14 protein-coding genes and 1 tRNA gene are annotated in these 20802 nt (G+C 55.0%); 9 read left to right on the plus strand and 6 right to left on the minus strand.

Features of this window, described 5'->3' with window-relative positions; all coding sequences use genetic code 11:
- From ACZM8Y_RS04325 to ACZM8Y_RS04345, 5 genes are all read right to left on the minus strand, one after another.
- A partial coding sequence (locus tag ACZM8Y_RS04325; protein ID WP_489501597.1) for a toprim domain-containing protein occupies positions 1-995 on the minus strand: 995 nt, incomplete at its 3' end.
- Positions 995-1204: a helix-turn-helix transcriptional regulator gene (locus tag ACZM8Y_RS04330; RefSeq protein ID WP_072335615.1), complete on the minus strand. Its 210-nt coding sequence runs from the start codon at positions 1202-1204 to the stop codon at positions 995-997. The genes ACZM8Y_RS04325 and ACZM8Y_RS04330, both read right to left, overlap by 1 nt.
- A gap of 235 nt (positions 1205-1439) precedes the next feature.
- On the minus strand, positions 1440-2321 hold the full coding sequence (locus ACZM8Y_RS04335) for a hypothetical protein (RefSeq protein ID WP_482333585.1): 882 nt from the start codon (positions 2319-2321) through the stop codon (positions 1440-1442).
- Entirely contained in the window at positions 2318-3778 is a 1461-nt protein-coding gene (locus ACZM8Y_RS04340; RefSeq protein ID WP_482333587.1) for an RNA-binding domain-containing protein, read from the minus strand. Before ACZM8Y_RS04340 ends, ACZM8Y_RS04335 begins: the two co-directional genes overlap by 4 nt.
- A 67-nt stretch (positions 3779-3845) precedes the next feature.
- On the minus strand, positions 3846-4934 hold the full coding sequence (locus ACZM8Y_RS04345) for a tyrosine-type recombinase/integrase (RefSeq protein ID WP_302293624.1): 1089 nt from the start codon (positions 4932-4934) through the stop codon (positions 3846-3848).
- Between the two features lie 1377 nt (positions 4935-6311).
- Between ACZM8Y_RS04345 and ACZM8Y_RS04350 the strand changes: the two genes are divergently transcribed.
- Entirely contained in the window at positions 6312-7043 is a 732-nt protein-coding gene (locus ACZM8Y_RS04350) for a gluconate 2-dehydrogenase subunit 3 family protein (RefSeq protein WP_302554164.1), read from the plus strand.
- Positions 7044-7057: 14 nt separating this feature from the next.
- A complete protein-coding gene (locus ACZM8Y_RS04355) occupies positions 7058-8767 on the plus strand; it encodes a GMC family oxidoreductase (protein ID WP_479858577.1) in 1710 nt (569 codons plus the stop codon).
- Positions 8768-9011: 244 nt separating this feature from the next.
- Here the strand turns inward: ACZM8Y_RS04355 and ACZM8Y_RS04360 are convergent, their stop codons facing one another.
- Entirely contained in the window at positions 9012-9275 is a 264-nt protein-coding gene (locus ACZM8Y_RS04360) for a hypothetical protein (protein ID WP_302554166.1), read from the minus strand.
- 200 nt (positions 9276-9475) lie between these two features.
- On the opposite strand from ACZM8Y_RS04360, the gene ACZM8Y_RS04365 reads away from it, so the two are divergent.
- The 7 genes from ACZM8Y_RS04365 to ACZM8Y_RS04395 all read left to right on the plus strand — a co-directional run bounded on the left by ACZM8Y_RS04365 (position 9476) and on the right by ACZM8Y_RS04395 (position 20403).
- Positions 9476-9551 (plus strand) — tRNA-Val (locus ACZM8Y_RS04365).
- A 99-nt stretch (positions 9552-9650) separates the two neighbouring features.
- Complete coding sequence (thrS, locus tag ACZM8Y_RS04370) at positions 9651-11591, plus strand: threonine--tRNA ligase (protein WP_479858576.1); 1941 nt, start codon at positions 9651-9653, stop codon at positions 11589-11591.
- Positions 11578-12162: a translation initiation factor IF-3 gene (infC, locus tag ACZM8Y_RS04375; protein ID WP_337430933.1), complete on the plus strand. Its 585-nt coding sequence runs from the start codon at positions 11578-11580 to the stop codon at positions 12160-12162. Before thrS ends, infC begins: the two co-directional genes overlap by 14 nt.
- 150 nt (positions 12163-12312) lie before the next feature.
- Complete coding sequence (gene rpmI, locus ACZM8Y_RS04380) at positions 12313-12510, plus strand: 50S ribosomal protein L35 (RefSeq protein WP_005030647.1); 198 nt, start codon at positions 12313-12315, stop codon at positions 12508-12510.
- An 87-nt stretch (positions 12511-12597) separates the two neighbouring features.
- Positions 12598-12951, plus strand: a complete 354-nt coding sequence (rplT, locus tag ACZM8Y_RS04385) for a 50S ribosomal protein L20 (RefSeq protein WP_005030649.1) — start codon at positions 12598-12600, stop codon at positions 12949-12951.
- Positions 12952-13120: 169 nt separating this feature from the next.
- Positions 13121-13309 carry a hypothetical protein gene (locus ACZM8Y_RS04390; RefSeq protein ID WP_479858575.1) on the plus strand — a complete coding sequence of 63 codons (189 nt, stop codon included), beginning with the start codon at positions 13121-13123 and terminating at the stop codon, positions 13307-13309.
- A gap of 578 nt (positions 13310-13887) precedes the next feature.
- Entirely contained in the window at positions 13888-20403 is a 6516-nt protein-coding gene (locus ACZM8Y_RS04395; protein WP_489501598.1) for a hypothetical protein, read from the plus strand.
- The last annotated feature ends 399 nt before the right edge of the window (positions 20404-20802 follow it).

Consider the following 20802-nt stretch of genomic DNA (forward strand, 5'->3'; position numbering starts at 1 on the left):
TTGTACAGCCCGGCGCGTCTGCCTTCCTTCACCAGAAAAAAGCCTTCCGGCATGGGGCAGTCGTCATCCCGCTTTCGCGCTTCTTCCACAACGGCCCGGACAGCCTCAAGAGAACGCAGCCGGTGCAGGTCGTTGAAGTCCGTCGCCTTGCCTTCATGAACCGGGCAGACGGCCAGCTTGCCGCCCACGGCCTGAGCCGCCAGAGAGGCCATCTTCTTGCCGGGATTCCCTTGTGTCTCCGTGTCGTTATCGGCACAGAGGATGATTTCACGCTTTGCATACCTCTCTCTGGCCATGACGGCCACGGCTTTCAGATTCCCGGCGTTGAAGGCCACAAGACATGCATAACCGGTCGCCAGATGAAGACTGATCGCTGTAGCATACCCCTCGGCAATCAGCAGGGGACCGTCTTTCTTCCTGTCTTCGGTGGAAAAGGAAAAGAAGCCTCCCGCCGTGCGTCCTCCCTTGAGAAAGAACTTGTCCGTACCCTCGGCAGTTTGTTCCGGCAGGATGAATTGCAGACTTTGTATCCTGCCGGACTGGTTCAGAACAGGGATAATCAGACGCCCGTCTTTTGTCCGGCGCAATCCGATGGCCGGGACTCCCTTCCGTTGCAGGTAGGGATGGTCGTCCCCGGCGTTTCGGGAACAGTTCCAGATGCTCGCGGCCAGTTTGGCGGCGGCCTGCCAGCGGCGGTTCTGCTCGGTTTCCTTGTGCGCTTTGATGGCCCGGATGCGTTCACGCAGGGCATCCCGTTCGGCGGCGGTCAGTTCTTTTTCTGGCTTGTATGTCCATGTACCTTCATCGCCGGTGCGCCAGTTTTTCCACCAGATGGAGGCCGGAGTATCCAGAAACGCCTTGTACGCGCCGTCCTTGCGATGGGGCCGGTCCGCTGTGCCACAGCGGTGCAGGAGGCCGTCGGCCTGCACGACCTCGATCTCCAGCCCCGCTGCACGCAGACACTCGGCAAAACTGTGCAGAATGTCGGCGCTCATTATCGCTTCCTCAATTGAGGGGCGGAATCTCTGGTATGGACGCAGCGTGACGCAAACCAGTCTTCAAGGTCTTCTATGTCGTACATGACACGGCTGCCGAGCTTGGCGTAGCGCGGGCCAACTTTTTTACAGCGCCAGCGGGCCAGTGTGCATGTCTTCACGCCGTACATGTCGGCAACTTCTTGTGGTGATAATTTTTTGGTCGCCATCAGCATCTCCCTGTATTCAGGCTGAAGTGTGTGAATCCATCCAGAAGCATCTGGAGAGAACACACCCTATGCCCAGAGGAAAACGCTGAACAGACGGGGTGTTAGCAAAGGCGAAACAAAACCTCCCTTTCTTAGGCCTAAGAAAGGGAGGTTGATAATTTTTATGTTATTTTACTATGTTATAACGGGGACAAGTTGAGGGTTGCGAACCTGAGCAGGTCAGGTTTCTTGCCTTTCAGGGATTTTGAATAGGCGCTCCGCCGTGGTTGATATACTCTTTCGGCATTGCCCTGCGAAAAATTTCTATGTAATTGCCCGGAGCGTTTTCAACCCCCAACGTCTTGCCAATTTCCTTGTATTGGCGCGTGATTTCGTGTTTGGCGAGTGGGTGGGTGAATTCTCTGGTAACCTTATTTGCTAATGTGACAAGAATGTGTATATGTGCTTCCATTTGTTCAATTTCGTTTTTTAATTTGCCTTCTCGTCCCGCTGTGCTGGTATATTTCTCCGTCATTTCCTTGTATTTCTTTTTCAGCTCTTCAATCTCCCTGTTGAGTTTTGCGGCATCACAGCTTGGAGCTACACTGCTTTCGCCACACCAGCGCGTCTGATTTTCCTCCACAATCGCGGAAAGTTGTGTGGCATCGCAACAATATTCGGGCGAGCCGAGAGCAAAAAACTTATTGAACCCAAAGAGCATGGGAGAAAGAAAGTTGGAAACTTCGCGGCAATCCACGCCGAGCTTTCCTCCCGCCGGGATTGCTTCATGACTTTTGAACACCCGGATACGATAATGGCGAAGCGCTTCCAACTGTTCATGGTTCGTGGAAGCATGCAGCATGAGCATGGCTTCACTCAGACGGATTGCGTGATCAACGTGATGTTTGCGCCATGTTCCCACATAAAGCGCACAAAAGGCGCAGATGCTCCAAACAGCGGCCCCGCCGATCACGACGCACCAGAGCAGTATCAGCGCTACTCCTGCAAGTGAAACTCCTTGCGTAAGTTTAATAACGGTAAACATGGTCGTCAGCCATGCCACGAGAAAGGCAAGGCCACAGCTCAGAACAGCAATCAGCAGAAATTTGATAATCGAACCGTTGGGAACAAACTTCATGGGAGAATCTCCCATTGTCCGCCCTTGCTGGGACCGATGCGGCGCAAGATGCCCTTTTCCTTGAGCATGGTTGTTCTGTAAAGAATCGTGCGTCGGCTCACGTTTAGAACAGTAGCGAGTTCGGTTGTGGTTATGCGCGGATTGGCGGAGATACGCTCAAGGAGCGCAAAAAGTTCTGGTGCAATTCCCGGTGCAATATCGCGCAGAGTTGCATCAGAAAGCCCTTGTTTCTGGTGCAAATTTTGTGTTTTTGATGCAAGTTCTGGTGCAAGTACCCCAGTGTTTTCCGCAGGTCGGTGGGTTCTGCGTACAATGGCCTTGAACAGCGAACTCTCCCGATCGTCTTCAAAATCAATATCTGGCCATGCCTTAAGAGCGCGCAGAATGCCGGAGCCGATGCCGTGGTAGGGCAAAAGCCCCTTGGCGGCGTAAGAAATCAGGATAGGGTTGCGGATATTGGAATTGCCGGCTTTGATATTGGCTATGGTCAGATTGTTCGGCAACGTGCCGGGGCTGATGATTTCCACGCGGTCATCAAAAATGAAAATGCGGATGGGCGCGCTGACAAGATAATCCCTGTGTACAAGGGCGTTGACCAGCAGTTCCTCAAAAACCTGTTCCGGTATTTCCGGCGTGCCCGGTGAGTTGACGCCATTCTTGCCCTGTACCTTGTGCAGGTTGCGCATGACAAAAGCCAGGGCATCCTTGAAAAGTCTGCTCAACGGGCCTTCAAAATCTTCGGTGTCATCGTAGCTGTCGGCATGAACGGCAATTCCCGGAAAGCGGACGCCTTTTGCCACGAACTGCGGAAAAATCAGCTCCGGCTGTTCGGCAAAAAGCAGCACTCCGGCCAGATTGAGATTTCCATCGCCAGCGGCGAGGTTCAGATTTTGCAGCAGGCGCAGTTGTTCTGCGTGGATATCCGGGAAGTCACTGTCATACCGCTTTTTCAAAAAATCCCGGAACAGCAGCTTGTCCAGTTTGTTAATGCCCGCCTTTGTGGGCAATTCATCGGCATGGAATTGGCTGGTATACTGAAAAAGACGGCGCAGTTCCTCTTTTGAATTGATACGTCGCTTGTCCGCCCCGGCTTTCAGCCAGATAACGCCTTTCCTGTCAAAGTAGGGTTTGTCCATTCCTGCAGGAACGGTCAGGGCGATAACCACATTTCCATTTTCAAGAAGAATGTTCTGCGTCTGCACCACAAGCGGGCTGCGGACATGCTGGCTGGCGGCGTTGCCGATCAACTGGTTCGCATCATGCAATTCTCGGGATGTTATACCGGACAGTGTTCCATCATCCTGCACGCCGATAAATATGACGCCGCCGTTGGCATTGGCGAAGGCGGCCATTTCCGCAGCCAGAGAATCCGCATTGTCGATTCGGGACTTGAACTGGCGTGTGCTGTCCTCGCCTGCGGCGGCCTGTTCCCTGAGCGTTTGAAGTGTGAATGCCATGCCTGCTCCTTACAATACTATCTTTTTCCTCACCATGTGTACACGATAATCGGAACAGCCGCAAAAGCTACCGTTGGCCGGAGAGAATGTCCGCCGCCGCGTTGCTGGCAGCGGCCAAGGTCTCCGGCAGGAATTGGGCATACTTCTTTTTGGTGAAATCCACATTTTTGTGTGTCAGCATTTCCGAGATCATGTCCATGCTGAATTTGCCGCTGTTGGCGAGGCTTACGGCAAAGTGATGCCGCAGCCCGTGGAAGGGCCGGAACTTGGGCGGCAGGCCCGCCGCCTTGCGGAAGCGGTCAACCGCTGTGCAGTCTTTGCGCATCTCGCCGTTTTTGCCGGGGAAAACATAGGGGCTGCCGGGAAAATGTTCGTCACGCCATGCCATTTGTTCTTGTAACAGTTCTTCCACTAGGGAACTCATGCCGATGGAGAGGGTTTTTCTGCCCTTGGGATCGCGCAAACGAATGAGCTTGAGGTCAAAGGCCACGTCCTCATCTTGCAGTTTGAACATCTCCCCGCGCCGCATACCGGTAAAAAAGGCCAGCAGGAGCATATTGCCCACATCGCGGGCTGGCCATGTGCGGGCGCAATCCAGAAAGCGGCGAGTTTCTTCCGGCGTCAGATGCTCAATAACCTCATTGTCCTTAACGGGCATTTCGATCTGAAAGGCAAGATTGGGGCAGCGGTTGGTCTTGACGCCAAAATTGATGATGCGCCGCAGAAGCTCAAGAGTATTCCAGAGAGTGGCCGGTTTGCGTTCGCTCAGGGATTTGCGCAGCTCCTCCACCATCTGGGGCGTGATTTCCGAGACGCTTCGTTTGCCGAACAGCGGTTTGAGGTGTTTGAGGTAACGGTTGCGATCCGTGGTCAACCCTTTGAGGGTCGGCCCCTTGATGTCAAAATATGCATCCGCAATTTCGGCAAAGGGCTTGTCTTTCTCCGCCTGTTCGCGGCGGAGTTCTTTGGCGGTTTTGACTTCTTCGCCATGTCTGATGGCCTTTATCCGATCAGCGCGAATTTCCGCCGCCACGTCCGGCCCGTATCCTTCGGAAATTTTGCCTACCTTTTCCCAGATGAGGCGGCGGCCGGATTTAAACGTGATGTAGAAACACAGGTCAGGCGCGCCATTATACATTTCTGACGTTTCGTACACATAAACGCCAGCCCATTTTTTTGGGTGGTATCGCCGTTTTTGGGTAGCCATGAACTGCCTTGGGTTGTGGTTCATACGCGGGAGCAGGTTTTAACCGGCAAAATTTTTCTAACCTATTTCTAACCACACCGTCAATTTCTAACCATTCAAGTCAATGCGCGGCAAAGTCTTATTTTTGATAACTTATTGAGAATAAAAATAAATCAAAGTCTATCCAGCTGTGTCTAACTCTTTCAAGTTCTGTCAAAAAGGGCTCATAACCCGAAGGTCGTAGGTTCAAATCCTGCCCCCGCAACCAGAAATTTAGGCCCTTATGGAATTTCCATAAGGGCTTTTTTGTATGGAGAAAACCCGCCGCTAGGCGGGGGGGGCTTTTTTTAGGCTGTGTTATAGAAATTGGTTGATGCTTTTTTCTTTAAAGTTCCAAAGGATTAACCGATAAAATGCCTTAGCCGTGGATCCCGCCAAGGGGAAAACCGGAGAAAAAGGCTGTGTTTTGACCGCATTGTGGAGATGAAACAACCACATGCTATAACAGAGCCTTTTTTATTGGCTCTATTAGGATGTGGTTGTTTTGTATCTGTAACATTGTGAAAATACGTCATTTTTATTCGCTTTCCGTTGGCTGAATCCATAGTTAAGGCACTTTGTTGGTTATTCCTTTGGAACTTTAAAGAAAAAAGCAACAGCCATTTTCTATGACACAGCCTTTTTATTTATGGCCGTATCATAAAGAAAAGATTGATATTTTATTTTTTTGAGCCCAAAGGAAAATAACCAATAGAATGCCTTAGTCATGGATTCCGTGAGTGAAAAAACTGAATAAAGTCATATAATAACTATATTAATGAGATAAAACAACCATATCCTGTGACAAAGCCTTGTTTATTCATACGGGTTCGTTTTTGATGTACCGCTGAGACCGAATGGGATAAGGCGGGCAATTGGGTACGGCAGGGCTTTCGGCACGCGGTTTGAATCCTTTTGTGTGGGTATGCTGGTTGAATGCTTGGGAGCACGGCAGTATTCAGCATAGAAAATGGCCTTTGGCGTTCCATCTATAACAAAAGTAACGTCTAATCGGGCACAGGATGACAGGATCAATGAAACGGGCGGTTCCGTATTGAGGCCGTCCGTTTATTTGATCTGTTCGCAGCTTTTCATTCCATGACTTGGACGCCCCTGTCCGGGGATAGCGTGGGGTTATAAAGTTAAAGGGGATTCCTCCGGAACTGCACGCGGACAGCCGCACAGCGCGTCGATTTTCAATGGATTGCCGCGTGATATGCCTGTTGGATATGAATTCACGCAACATCTGAAAATCATAGTTATATTTTTGTGGAAACCTTAGCGTCGGAGGAAAAGGAGGGCGTTCTTATGCCTGATGAAAAAGATATCAGCAGACGCAGGTTTTTGCAGTACACCGGCCTCGTTACAGGCGCTGCGGCGGCACTGGGGCTTTCGACCGTTTCCGTAGCGGCGGAGCAGGGCGGAAGCTCCCATTCGGGGCATGCCGCGGCTGCGTCCAATCCGCTGAACCGTGCCCGGATGTTCTTCACTAACGAGCTGGACTTTTCCACCCTGTCGGATGCCGCCGAACGGATTTTTCCCAAAGACGAGCTTGGCCCCGGGGCCAAAGAGCTGGCCGTCCCCTATTTTATCGACAACCAGCTTGCGGGCGCCTACGGCTACAACGCGAGGGAATACATCGCCGGGCCGCACTTCAAGGGGGCCCCTACCCAAGGCTATCAGACGCCGCTTGTGCGCCGTGATCTCTTCAGGCAGGGCATCTTGGCGCTGAACAACGCCGCACGGGAGCGCTTCAAAAAGGATTTCCCCCAATTGAGCGGGGCGGAGCAGGATCAGATCCTTACGGACTGCGAGGCAGGGAAGCTTCCCACACAGGGGTTCACCTCCGACTACTTCTTCTCCCTATTGAAAGGTGCCGTCCTAGCGGGTGCGTATGCCGACCCGCTGTACAACGGCAACAACAATATGGATGGCTGGCGCATGAAGGAGTACCCAGGGGCTCAGATGGCCTATACGTACCTTATGACCAGCGAAACCTTTGAGAAGGTGCCCCCCGTGTCCCTGTCCAGCATGGAGTGATTAAGGAGAACGACATGGCCAAAGAATTGAAAAAGGTGGATGTGGTTGCTGTGGGAGTAGGCTTCGCTGGGGGCATCACCCTTGCCGAGTGCGCCAAAGCCGGGCTTTCCGTTGTGGGGCTTGAGCGCGGCGACCGCAGGGGCGTGGAGGACTTTCAGGATATCCACGATGAATGGCGTTATGCCGTCAACTACGGGCTCATGCAGGATCTGTCCAAAGAGACGATTACGTTCCGCAATACGGAAGAAATGCGGGCCTTGCCCATGCGCAGGCTCGGTTCTTTCCTGCTCGGCGACGGCCTTGGCGGTGCGGGCGTGCACTGGAACGGCATGAATTTCCGTTTTTCGCCCTATGACTTCCAGATAAAGACCATGACGGATGAGCGGTACGGCAAAAACAAGCTGGGCAAGGAGTATATCCTGCAAAATTACCCCCTCACCTACGACGAGATGGAGCCGTATTACACGGCGTTCGAGATGGCTCTCGGCGTTGCCGGAGAGCCGGGGTATTTCGGCGGCAGGCGCTCCAAGCCGTATGCCATGCCCCCTCTGGTGAAAACGCCCGTTTTGTCCAAGTTCGAGGCGGCGGCGAAGCAGGTGGGCTGCCATCCGTATATGATCCCGGCCGCCATCGCTTCCGAACCCTATACCACGCCGGACGGCATCACGCACAACCCGTGCATGTACTGCGGGTTCTGCGAGCGCTTCGGCTGCGAGTATGACGCCAAGGCGGAACCCAACAATACGTTCATCCCCGTGGCCGAAAAAACGGGCAACTGCGAAATCCGCTGCAATGCCAATGTGGTGGAAATTTTGAAGAAGGGAAACAAGGTCACCGGCGTCCGCTATATCGACACGCTGACGCTGGAGGAGTTCATCCAGCCCGCCGACGTGGTGGTGCTGTCAAGCTTTGTGATGAACAACGCCAAACTGCTCATGGTTTCCAAGATCGGCAAGCAGTACGATCCGAAAACGGGTCAGGGCACGTTGGGCAGGGGCTATTGCTATCAGATTACGCCCGGCGCGACGCTCTTTTTTGAAGAACCCATGAACCTCTTCGCCGGGGCTGGCGCGCTCGGCATATGCTATGACGACTTCAACGCCGACAACTTCGATCACTCCGATCTCAAGTTCATCCACGGCGGCGTCATTTCGCTGACGCAGACCGGCAAACGCCCTATTGAGAGCAACGCTGCCCTTCCGGGCACGCGCACATGGGGTTCCGAGTTCAAAAAGTCCGCCGCGTACAACTTCAACCGTTCCCTGGGCATCGGGGCACAGGGCGCGTCCATCGCCTGCAAGGGCAACTATCTTTCTCTGGATAAGACCTACAAGGATGCCTACGGGCTGCCCCTTTTGCGGATGACCTACAATTTCACCGATCAGGATCGCGCCCTTTTCGATTTCATCTCTAAGAAAATCGAAGAAGTGGCCAGAGCGATGAACCCGAAGGCGGTCGTGTCCAAACCAACCCCCAAGGATTACAATATCGTACCGTACCAGACCACACACAACACGGGCGGAACCGTCATGGGCAAGAGCCCGGAAGACAGCGTGGTGAACGCCTACCTGCAGCACTGGGACGCCGAGAACCTGTTTGTGGTGGGTGCGGGTAATTTCCCGCATAACGGCGGCTGTAATCCCACAGGCACGGTGGGCGCCCTGGGATACCGCTGCGCCGAGGGCATCCTGAAGTATTCCAAGAAGGGCGGAAGCCTCGTCTAGCGGGAAAGGGAGCCCTTTAAAAAGAAGGCCCGTCATAGCATGTGGCTGTTTCATCTCCAGAGCGCGGTAAACATGCGGCCTTTTTCTCCAGTTTTCCCCTTGGCGGGCTTCGTGGTTGAGGCATTTTGTCGGCTATTCCCTTGGAACTTCAAGGAAAAAGGCATCAACCATTTTCTATGGCACAGCCAAAAAGAAGGGGGCCTTTCGGCATAGGAAAAGGGCGGAACAGGTTCCGCCCTTCCTGCTACTGTAACGGTTCGCCCTCGTCGCGGGTGAACATGCGCCACATGACGCCCGTATCGGTACGTTCGGGGACGACGCGGAGGATCGGGATGTCCTTCCAGACGTACACCATGGAGTCGTCGGGGTAGACCTCGCACTGCATGTTTTGCATGATGAGGTGAGGGGCGAGGGTTGCCGGGTCTTCCCCAAGCTCAAGAAGCTGTTCGCGGAGAAGCTCTTCCACGCGGGCGGCGACGCCCTTGTCGGTAGGGTAATGGGCTGACATTATAGGTATTCCTGTTGGGGATGGATGATCCCCGCATGTGCTGTGGGCGGAGATCCGAAATTTTTCTGATGCCAAATATAAAAGGATTGAATGGGTTAGGCAAGTGCGGGCTCTGGAAAAAAAGATTTTTGAAAGAAAGCCAAAAAAACGCTTGACGGAAAGGGGGAACATGCGTAGAAGCAGTTCTCGCATCACGTTGAAGGCGCGTAGCTCAGGTGGCAGAGCACTTCCTTGACACGGAAGGGGTCAGCAGTTCAAGTCTGCTCGTGCCTACCATAAGACTCCGAACAGGGAGGGAGGTTCACCTCCTTCCCTGTTTTTTTCTCGTTGTTATTGTTTTCGGATGAGCTCCGAAGCCAACAAAAAGGTGCTGTCATGCAAGTCTCGGTAGAAGGAAAAATGGTTGAGGTCTCCGACGGGGCGTCCTGTGCGGATGCTCTGAAAGAGGGGTTGAGCGGAAAACGCTTCAAGGCCGCGATTGCCTGCAAGGCCGGCGATACGCTTCTGGATCTGACTGCGCCTGTCCCCACTGCTGCTGAGACTCTCACCCTGACTCCCGTTACCGCCGATACCCCGGAAGGCTTGAGCCTCATCCGCCATTCCGCCGCGCACGTCATGGCTGCGGCCGTCAAAAAGCTGTTCCCCGCCGCCAAGGTGACCATCGGGCCTTCCATCGAAAACGGCTTTTACTACGATTTCGATGTGGAGACCCCGTTTTCACCCGATCAGTTTGAAGCCATCGAAGCGGAAATGCAGCGCATCATTGATGCCGCGGTTCCGTTCGAGCGCATGGATATTTCCAAGGCCGACGCCGTCAAACTGTTCAGCGATATGGGCGAGCCCTACAAAGTTGAGCTGATCGAGGGGCTTGAGGACGGAAGCATTACCCTCTACAGGAACGGCGATTTCGTTGACCTGTGCCGTGGGCCGCACATCCCGAATGCCGGGTTCGTGAAGGCGTTCAAGCTGTTGTCCGTTGCCGGGGCATACTGGCGCGGCGACGAAAAGAACCGTATGCTTTCCCGCATCTACGCAACGGCCTTTGCCGACGCCAAGGATCTCAAGGAATACCTGAACCGCATCGAGGAAGCCAAGCGCCGCGACCACCGCAAGCTCGGCAAGGAGCTCGATCTGTTCGCGTTCCATGAGGATGTGGCCGCCGGTATGGTCTTCTGGCTGCCCAAGGGGATGCTGCTCCGCACGATCCTTGAAGATTTCCTGCGCCGCGAACATATCAAGCGCGGCTATCAGCTTGTGCAGGGCCCGCAGATTCTGCGCCGTGAGCTGTGGGAACAGTCCGGCCATTACGCCAACTACCGTGAAAATATGTATTTCACGGAGATTGAAGGCGATATGTACGGCATCAAGCCCATGAACTGCGTTTCGCACATGCTCATTTACAATGCGCATCTGCGCAGTTATCGTGAACTGCCGCAAAGGTATTTCGAGCTCGGCGTCGTGCACCGCCACGAAAAGTCCGGCGTGCTGCACGGCCTGCTGCGCGTGCGCCAGTTCACGCAGGACGACGCGCATATCATCTGCACGCCTGAGCAGCTGGAAGATGAAATCATCGGCGTCATCGCGCTGGTTCGCGACCTGATGGCGTTGTTCGGCTTCCAGTACCGCGTGGTCATTTCCACTAAGCCCGCGAAGGCCATCGGTTCCGACGAGGCTTGGGAACTTGCCACCAACGCCTTAATCAAGGCTGTGGAACGTGCGAACCTGTCCTACACCATCAACGCCGGGGACGGTGCCTTCTACGGCCCGAAGATCGACGTGAAGGTGACGGACGCCATCGGCCGCGAATGGCAGCTCTCCACCATCCAGTGCGACTTTACGTTGCCGGAACGCTTCGAGCTGGAATATGTGGGGCAGGATGGCGAGCGGCATCGCCCGGTTATGGTGCATCGCGCCATTCTGGGGTCGCTGGAACGTTTTATCGGGGTGCTTACCGAGCATTACGCCGGGGCATTCCCCACTTGGCTCGCTCCCGTGCAGGCCAAGATATTGACAGTTACCGACGCACAGAACGCCTTTGCGGAAGAAGCCTGTGAGGCTTTGATGAAGCAGGGCATCCGTGCGGAAGTTGATACGCGCAACGAAAAACTGGGCTTCAAAGTTCGTGAGGCCCAGCTTGCCAAGGTTCCGTATATCCTCGTCGTCGGCGACAAGGAAGTGGAAGCCCGCAGCGTCAACGTCCGTCTGCGCACCGGAGAAAATCTGGGCGTGAAGTCGTTGGACGAAGTGGCGGCCTTGGTGCAGGAAGACTGCGCGGAACCGTTCAAACGTGGAGGGATGAGCTATCGCTTCTCTTAATGCAAAGCCTCGTCGGGATGTACCCCAAGACGGCGTGCGCCGGAACGAACAGATTCGTGCCCGTGAACTGCGGGTAATCGGCCCCGAAGGGGAACAGCTTGGTATTCTGGGCCGTAATGAAGCCATTGCCATGGCCAAGGAACACGGTCTTGATCTGGTGGAAGTCGCCGCTACGGCCGACCCGCCGGTCTGTCGTGTGATGGACTACGGCAAGTTCAAGTACGAGACGCAGAAAAAGAAGCAAGAGGCCAAGAAACGCCAGACCGTGGTGCAGATCAAGGAAATCAAGGTTCGTCCCAAGACCGACGACCACGATTTCGATACCAAGGTTCGGCATATCAAGCGATTCCTTGAGGATGGAGACCGCGTTAAAGTGACGGTTTTCTTCCGCGGGCGTGAAATCGTCCATAAGGATCGCGGGCTGAGCATCCTCGAACGTGTTATTGCCGACACCAAGGACGTGGGCAAGGTCGAGCAGGAACCGAGAGCGGAAGGCCGTACCCTTCAGATGCTGCTGACGCCAGTGGCCAAGAAGGGCGGCGCCCAGGAAGCTCCGGCTCAGGAAGATTAGCGGATTTTTTCGCGGTCACGCCCCTGCGAGCACTTGCCAACGGCGTCCAAATAGGACATCATGCGCCTTCACGTCTTCGGACGTGGAGGCGTGGGGTGCCGTGCCCCATAGGATTCCCCGTGAGATTGATCCTCAAATCAGGAGTTGACCATGCCTAAGATGAAGACCAGACGTTGTGCCGCCAAGCGGTTTTCCACCACTGGCACCGGCAAGTTCAAACGTCGCAGACAGAACCTGCGTCACATCCTCACCAAGAAGGATGCCAAGCGCAAGATGCGTTTGGGGCAGGGCGCTTTGGTGGATGCCACCAACGTGAAAGCTGTTCGTCGGATGATGCCCTACGCCTAAGCGTAGCGGATAGTACCCTTTTTTCTGTGCTCGGCTGGCATGATCTCCGCCTCGCCGGGTTCCCAATAAGCATCGGAGGATAATTCCATGCGCGTGAAGAGAGGTCTTGCTGCCCACCGTAGGCACAAGAAATATTTGGATATGGCTAAAGGCTTCCGCGGAGGCCGCAGCCGTTTGTACCGTACTGCCCGCGAAGCTGTCGAACGTTCGCTTGCGTACGCCTTTGTGGGCCGCAAGCAGCGCAAGCGCGAATTCCGCAAGCTGTGGATCCTGCGCATCAACGCCGGCGCCCGTGAAAACGGCCTGTCCTACTCCAAGCTGATGTTCGGCTTGGCTCAGGCTGGCGTGGCTCTGAACCGCAAGGTTCTGGCCGATCTCGCCGTTCGCCAGAAGGAAGATTTCGCCAAGTTGGTCGAACTGGCCAAGACGAAGCTCGCCTAAGGCGGCGTTTCAGGCGAACCAAGCAAGGAAGCAAAGCAGAGGATTCGTCCTTTGCTCTACAGTATAAAGCTCGATGTGATGGATCTTTCACGGGAACCATCTTGATTGACACGGCAAGGGCCGGACTCGTTATGGGTTCGGCCCTTTTTTGTTTCCTTGGAAAACGCTTATGGAAAATCGGGAAACACTCCGTCCGTTCGATGTGCTGGATTGCATAAGGGGCTGGCAGAAAGGTGGGAGCAAGCGCAGGGTGGAGGTGGGGATAAAAGTATTTTTATCGTATCATGCTGAAAAAGATATTTTTTTAGGCTATGCTCTAGAAATGGCTGAAAAATTCTTGAAAGCTCCAAAAGGATAATCAATAAGCTGTCTCAGCCATGAAGCCCGCCAATGGAGAACTGGAGAAAAAATTTGTATTTTCATCATGTGTAGAGGTAAAACAGCCACATGCCATGACAGGGTCAAAGGAAATTAAAAAATATTTTTACTTTTTTGGCAAAAGAAATTTTGGAAAAAAGGCGTGAATATTTATATGTTCGTGCCTTTTTATTTTATAAAAATGGAATCGTTTTATTAAGTATAGCATAATGGGATTCATAAGCTGATCTTGTTTATATAGCGTATTTTCGTTTCAATAAACTTTTCATACCTATTCACTTTTATTGTGCTGAATATTGTAAAGAAAAATATGTAGGCATATGATGCATTCAAAACTTTCGGCAAAATAAGGGGAGGCACAAATGAGGACAAACCGAAACCGTTGTTGCCTTCTCTCTCTCTCTCTCTCTCTCTCTCTCTCTCTCTCTCTCTTTAGCTATGTGTCCGATTCTATTTGGTGAAAAGCCCGTGCCTCTTGGCGTGGGCTCTTTTCATTGAGGAACAAGCAATCACCTCTAACGCGGTAAAGAGTAAATCCATCCTGAGGAGGATGTAATCATGACCTTATCAAGAGGAGCCATCGGGAACCTAGCCAGCAGGTACCGTGCCGTCCTGCGGAAGTGTCGCGTGATGAACGTATTCGGGTCATTAGCGGTGGCCGGCATGCTTGTCGCGGGAAACGCGGGGGGTGCCGGCGCGGAGGACGTATCTGGCGACATTTCCCCGATAGCCTTATCGGGGGATGCCCGGCATATTGTTGGCGGTGGGGATATACGCCTCCGGTCGGCCGATCCTGCACTGCGGCATCTCATCAATGTGTCGGGGCAAGGGCAACTTGACGTTTCCATCCCCGACGGCAGTTCGATGGCTGTTGGAAATGCTGGCGGGATCTATCTAAGGGATTATTCTGACTATGATCAATACGCATCGGCTTTCCATGTGGCAGGTTCGGGAAGTTCCGGTTCTTTTGCGGGGACGGGAACCTTCTCGATGGTGGGCGGCGGAAAGCTGTTGGGCGTATGTGCTTTTTTGAGTGAAGGCAAAGGGACGTTGGCTCTTTCAGGGGATATTGCGGGTGAAGCCGAAGCCGTAATGAATGGCTCCAATGGGTATGCTTCCTTTGCTGCTGCGGCGTCAGGAGGAAATCTGTTTTTTGGAGGGGACAGGACGATATTGCGGGCGAAAGCGTCTACGGGGAACAATGCGAATGGGGCCTTCGTCAAGTATGGGGGGATGATTGGTTTCTCTAGTAAGTCTGTATTGATTGAGTCAAGGAATACGGATTCCAACAGCGTGGGCATCAATTGTGCTGATGGTACGGTCAAAACAAGTGCCGATACGGATCTGGATATTGTAGTGGAGGGAAACAAGGCTATAACGGGTATCCAGCTTACGGCGAGCTCCTCCGATGTGCAGCTTGCCGGAAATCTTAATCTGACGGCAACGCAGACAGGGCAGGGTTCTTTCGCCTCCGTACTTGGCATCTCAAATGACTCAGGCAAAATGGCCGTTTCTGGCCCTGTCTCGTTGCGCTTGGCTGCCAATGCCCCCTTTGAGGCAAAGGGGATCGCCGCTTCCGGCAAAGCTGAGATGGGCTTTCTTGGGGATGTCGAGGTTGTGGTTGCGGGGAGCGCATCCGGCAGCGCCCTTTATACGACATACCGTTATGATTATCCGACCCAAGCCGGTATCTGCCCGGTTCTTTCCCTCGGCGCCGAGGGAAAGACCGTAACGCTGGATTCTTCGGGCTATGGCATCAATAATCAGGGGGGAACCGTTTCCCTCACGGGACGGCGGATCAATATAACGGGAGGCACGGGCGTCTTTGCTGAGGGGGGAGGCAATGAGGATGTTTTTGCAGACGTCCGCTTTGATGGGCCTGTTGCCATAAATGCGGATAGGGCGATCGTCATGGGGATCGGGGCTGGGGAGAAGGTCGGCGCTTCCGTGACCTTTGCCTATAACCCTACGCCGATCAATGTCCCCGCCACGAAGGAAAACGCGGATTCGCAGGTGAGGGGGAGCGTTGCCGGGGCCTCCGGCACGATCAATAAGGAGAATGCAGGCTCCCTCGCATTCTATGGCGATATTTCCAATTTTAGAGGAATGTTCAATCAAAAGGGCGGAACGACGTTCTTGAGCGAAGGGATGGCCGGGTATTTTGGCGGGGCGCAGGTAGCCGTGATGGGTGGCGTACTTGCCGCTCCTGCCTTGTCCTTCCTGAAGACGGGGAAGCTTACCCTTGCGGGCGGTACGCTGAAAACGGGAACGGGGCAGGTCTTCACAAACGCCCTGAATGCGGACGGGGGGGTGAAGGAACCCGGCGCGGTGAAGCTGAGTGACCGCAATTGGGAATTCGATTCAGGAGTGATCGCGTTTGATGACGCCAAGTACAACATGGCGTACGCTCAGGCGGCAGCCGACCTGCTGGGGGCCGGCAATGCCGCGGCGGACAACGTATTCGATTCGGGTTCCTCCAGAGAGATCACATTCACTGGAACGCTTGTCGAATGGCCCCTTGGGGCTCCTGACAGCTTTGAAACGCTGCAAAAGGCCGTTCTGGATACCGGCATCGACAGCATCAAGCTGGGAAGCGACATCGTTTTATCCAAGCGCTTACAGGGAACCACACCTATAGGGCGCTCGCTGCTCATCGACGGCAGCGGGCATACGGTAAGCGGAGCCTACCCCGGCCTGTGGTTCAAGGGGATGGATTCCGGGACTGTTTCCATCAGGAATATTGCCTTTGACGGCTTGAGGACATCTTCGGGCGACAGATACGAAGGCCCCGTTTCCTTTGGCCCGGCTATTTTCTTCGATATGGGGTATTTTGCCGATAACTGGAAGAGTTCCGCAAAGTTGAGCATCGGTGACGGCGTACGGTTCAGGAATACGGAAAGTGCAGGCGACGGTGCCGGCGGTGCCGTCAGAACCGCGCACGGCATTGTGGAAATAGGAAACAACGTCAGTTTCATCAACTGTACGGGAGGATCCGGCGGCGGCCTTTACAGCGAGTCGTTTACCACGATCGGTGACAATGTTGTCTTTGAGGGCAACAAGGGGCGCAGGGGCGGCGCGCTGAATGTGGTTGACGATTATGACGGTTACCTCACGGATCCCGACTATGCGTTCGGCGCACGCCGCGTGAAGTATGTGTACATCGGGAAGAACGCCCTTTTCAAGGGCAACAGCGTTGAACTGCTGGGTTCCGGTGGGAACGGCGGGGCCATCGAAGTGCAGTCGGGGGAGCTGAGTATTGATGACGGTGCTGTGTTTACGGGAAATGCCTCCAAGTCCACGGGCGGTGCCATAGCCGTATGCGACTGGAGCCCTCAGTTGCCTGCCAAGGCGGCATTGGGAGCGGCGACGTTCACTCAAAACAGCGCGGGAAGCCACGGTGGGGCGCTCATCAACGAAGGCGACGTCTCCTTCAGCGGGCCGGCCATTTTTGCCGAAAACACGGCCGGCAAGTTCGGGGGTGCCGTTTGCAACCTGAATACGTTGAATATGGCGGCGAAATCCACGTTTTCCAAAAATACGGCTGGAGTTGGCGGAGGGCTTTATAATGAAGGGACAGCTTCTTTGGGCAAGGCTTCCTTTATTGAAAACGCCGCCGACAGCGGCGGGGCCGTATTCAACGTGCACCACCTGACGTTTGCCGACGGAGCCGTTTTTTCTGGGAACAGGGCGGAGGACGGCGGCGCCGTTTATAACGGTTTTTCCGTGGATAAGGACGGCAACGCCGCGAGTGCGGGGGCCCTTGTCTTCAACGGAGGGGCTCGTTTCACCGGAAATACGGCCAGCGGGCTTGGCGGGGCCATTTACAACACCTGTGCCGTCACCCTCAACCCCGGTGCGGGGCAGGAGATCCTGTTCAGCGGGAATACGGATTCCACGGGCTCAAGCGCGATCTTCATGGGTGACGGTTCCAGCCTGGACATCACAGGAGAGGGCCGGGCCGTCTTTGATGACGCGCTGTTGTCCCAAACGGCTACGCCATCTCTGAAGAAGGCGGGCGGCGGTACATTGCTGTTCAGGGCCTCGATGGATGGTTTTCTGGGAACGGCTGTTTTTGCGGGCGGGTGCACGGAAGTTGCCCGGAGATGGCTTATCAAGAATACGGTGACTGTTACGGGCGGCAGATTGAAAATGCCGGAGTTTTCCTTTGCTGCCCAAGGCGAAGGGGGCAGCGCCGCTGGCGGTAGGCTGATCCTTGCGGGCGGCACCTTGGAAACCGGAACGGGACAGATTTTCACAAACGGCTTGAATGCGGAAGGCGATAACAGGGATCCCGGCTCCGTGAAGCTGAGCGACGGCAACTGGAGTTTTGAATCCGGGTTGATAGCGTTCAATGACGCTTTGTACAACCTGAAGTACGCTCAGGCGGCGGCTGACTCGCTGGGTGCCGATACCGTGGACGAGGGTGAGGGGGCCGGTTCCACCTTTGGGAAGGAGATCACATTTATCGGGACAGGATATGTGGAACCTGATCCGGAGCCGACTCCCCCTGTGGAGCCCGATCCGGTTCCCCCCGCCCCTGAACCGAAGCCTGATGAAGAGCATACGGGAAGGGTTTCCGTTGACGAATTGAACAAAAATCACGCCAACAACATTGTTCTTGGCAATGTGACCATCGTTACCGGCACAGGTTCGGGGTCGGGCAAGGATTTTATTGTCGGCGCGGGTGCGGAGGACGGCAAGGCGGATTCGTTAATCGGCAGCATTGGCGGGAAGAATATAGATCTTGGTTCCTCCGGCCGGAATATTTCCGTGGTGGGCGGCCGTTATCTGACGCTGGTCGGGGGGGCCTCCGACACGCCTTTGGTCACGGCGGGGGGAAATCCCGTCAATATCCGTGTGGGAGGTACGGGCGAAGGGGCATCCGGTGTGCTGAACCTCGGCACGCCGGTCATGGATTCCGGCGGCACGCTGTCGGGAAACATACAAATAGCCGCGGCGGGCACCGTCAATGTCCGTGCGGGAACGCACGTCATCACGGGTGAGGCCAATGAAGCCACCGGCACATGGGATGTCGCCGGGGTGAACAACAACGGCGGCACGATCAACATTGCCGAGGGGGCGCATCTCCAATCGACGGTACGTCAGGCCGATGGGCGGACGAATGTTTCCGGCAGGCTGACTTCCTCTTCCGTCGAGCTTTTCGGAGGTGCCCTGAATGTCTCCGGCACGGTGGATTCTTCGTCCGTCACGGCCTCCAAGGGAGATATTAACATTGTGGGAACGCTGGCGGCGGACGTTTTGACCACATCCTCCGATGTGCAGATCAATATCGGCGATCAAGGGAATGCCGGTAGAGTGGCCGCACGTCAGGTTCAGTTGCGGGGAGGCAGGGTATTTCTCGATCCCGCGTGGAAGGGCAACGATACGTTGGCCGATGCGTCGTACGGCGTCTTCACCTTTGTAAACAATGAGATAGATGGCTTGCTCACGGCGGGGCAGAATTCCCTGCTCGTGCTGGGCGACACGGATAACGGTTGGACGCGGGACGCTTTCGGCAGATCCGGCCTCAAGTGGGGGCGGGGCGGCATAACCGCTGCGTTGGCCATTCGGAAGCCGCAGGCGTTGAACGGCGCATTGGGTGCGGTGATGGTGGACGGAACCAAGACCAGCGCTCCGGTATTGACTCCGAATACGGCGGCGTTCGCGGACGGCTCCTTGCTGTTCGTTGACGGAAGGGGGCTCAATGGCGCTTCGGCGTTGACCGCTCAAGGCGGGACGCTGAACGTGGATGCGGGCGCCAAGCTGCTCATGGAGCATATTACGCAGGGCGAATATACAATCACATCCGGCTTCTCGGTCAATAATGTGCAGGGGTGGAGCGGGGACAACCTGTACACGCCGGACAATCTCCTTGGGCTCGTGCTGGGCAAGGCGGACGACGGTTCGATGAAGGTACGGGCCACAGCCCGGCGCTCGTCCGATGTTTTCCGGAGGCTTTCCCTCGTCAATACGATGGATGCCATCTGGGGCAAGGGCCTGAACGACACCGAAAGCGGCAATATGGGCATCCGGTTCCTCTCGCGGGCGGTCAACGAAAACGCTCTGTCCAAGGCGGACACGGTACGTACCGTTGACGGTGCGGCGCAGATCGCCGTGGCCGGAGGCGTGCGGGGGATGGCTCTCGCGGCGGCGGATGCTCCCATCCGGGCGGTTCAGGATCACGCGTCGCTCGCGCATATGACCGCCACGCGTGAAGGGGCCATCCGTAAGGACGGGCTGAACCTCTGGATCAATGCCCTGTATGGGGCGGAACACGCGCGCAATTTTGGCGCAGGAGCTCTTGATGGCGGCTACAATGCCGACTTCGGCGGCATCGTCTTCGGCGGCGACTGCTCTTTGGGCGATTTCCGGGGCGGCTTGGCCCTGAACGCCGGAAGCGGCACGGCCCGTTCCCGTGGGGACTTCAACGCGACCAAGAATGATTTTGATTTCTGGGGCGTGAACCTGTACGGAAGCTGGTCGCGGGAGCGGTTCAATATTGTGGGCGATCTCGGTTATTCCGCCAACAGGAACGAGGTGAAGCAGGAGCTGCCCACAACCATGCGGCTCGGCCAGCTCAGGGCCGATGTGGGTACGGGCGTGCTGACGGCGGGCCTGCGTGGCGAATACCGGTTTGAAGTGGATTGGGCCGACGTGACGCCGCATGTCGGGGTACGCTACTACAATCTGCATACGGACGGATTTACGTCTCGAATCGACGATCATGACGTGTTCCGTGTGGGACGCGATACGCAGGAGTTCTGGGCATTCCCGATCGGCGTGAGCTTCGGCCGCGGCTTTGAAACATCATTCGGCTGGACGGTGAAGCCGAGGGCCGACCTTTCCGCAGTGCCCGCTGTGGGCGGGCTCAAGGCGAAGACCAAGGCCCGCGTGCCGGGCGTTGCGGCTTCCGATGCGATCAAGTCCCGGATGGTGGACAGCGTCGCCTTTGATGGTACGTTCGGGCTCGAAATGCAAAAGGATGACGTATCGTTGGGCCTTGATTACGGCCTCCGCGCTTCGGAGCATAAGACGGGGCATGGCGTGAATGTGAGCTTCACCTGCAAGTTCTAGGTCGTGTCGTCATTTTGCATATAATTATTTGAAATTATTTAAAATAATCTTTTTGTGACGTGAAAAATAGTTAAATAATTTGGTTGTGTCATAGAAAACGATTGATGCTTTATTTCCTTGAAATTCCAAAGAAATAACCAATGAAATCCCCCAATCACGGAGCCCACCAGCGGAATGATTGGAGAAAAAGCATATACTTTCAGTATATTGCTGAAACAAAACAACCATGTACTATGACAGAGTCAATAATTTTAACTAGATAGCCGTACCCCTTTATAGGGAAGCGAGAAAGCCGCCCGGAAGGGTGAATACTGAGAAGGCGTCCCGCTGTGCCCCTTACGGGAAACGTCAGGGACGCCTTCTGCGGAACGCTTTTCAGAAGATCTGGGGAGGACGTTC

The organism is Bilophila sp. (assembly GCF_057864385.1).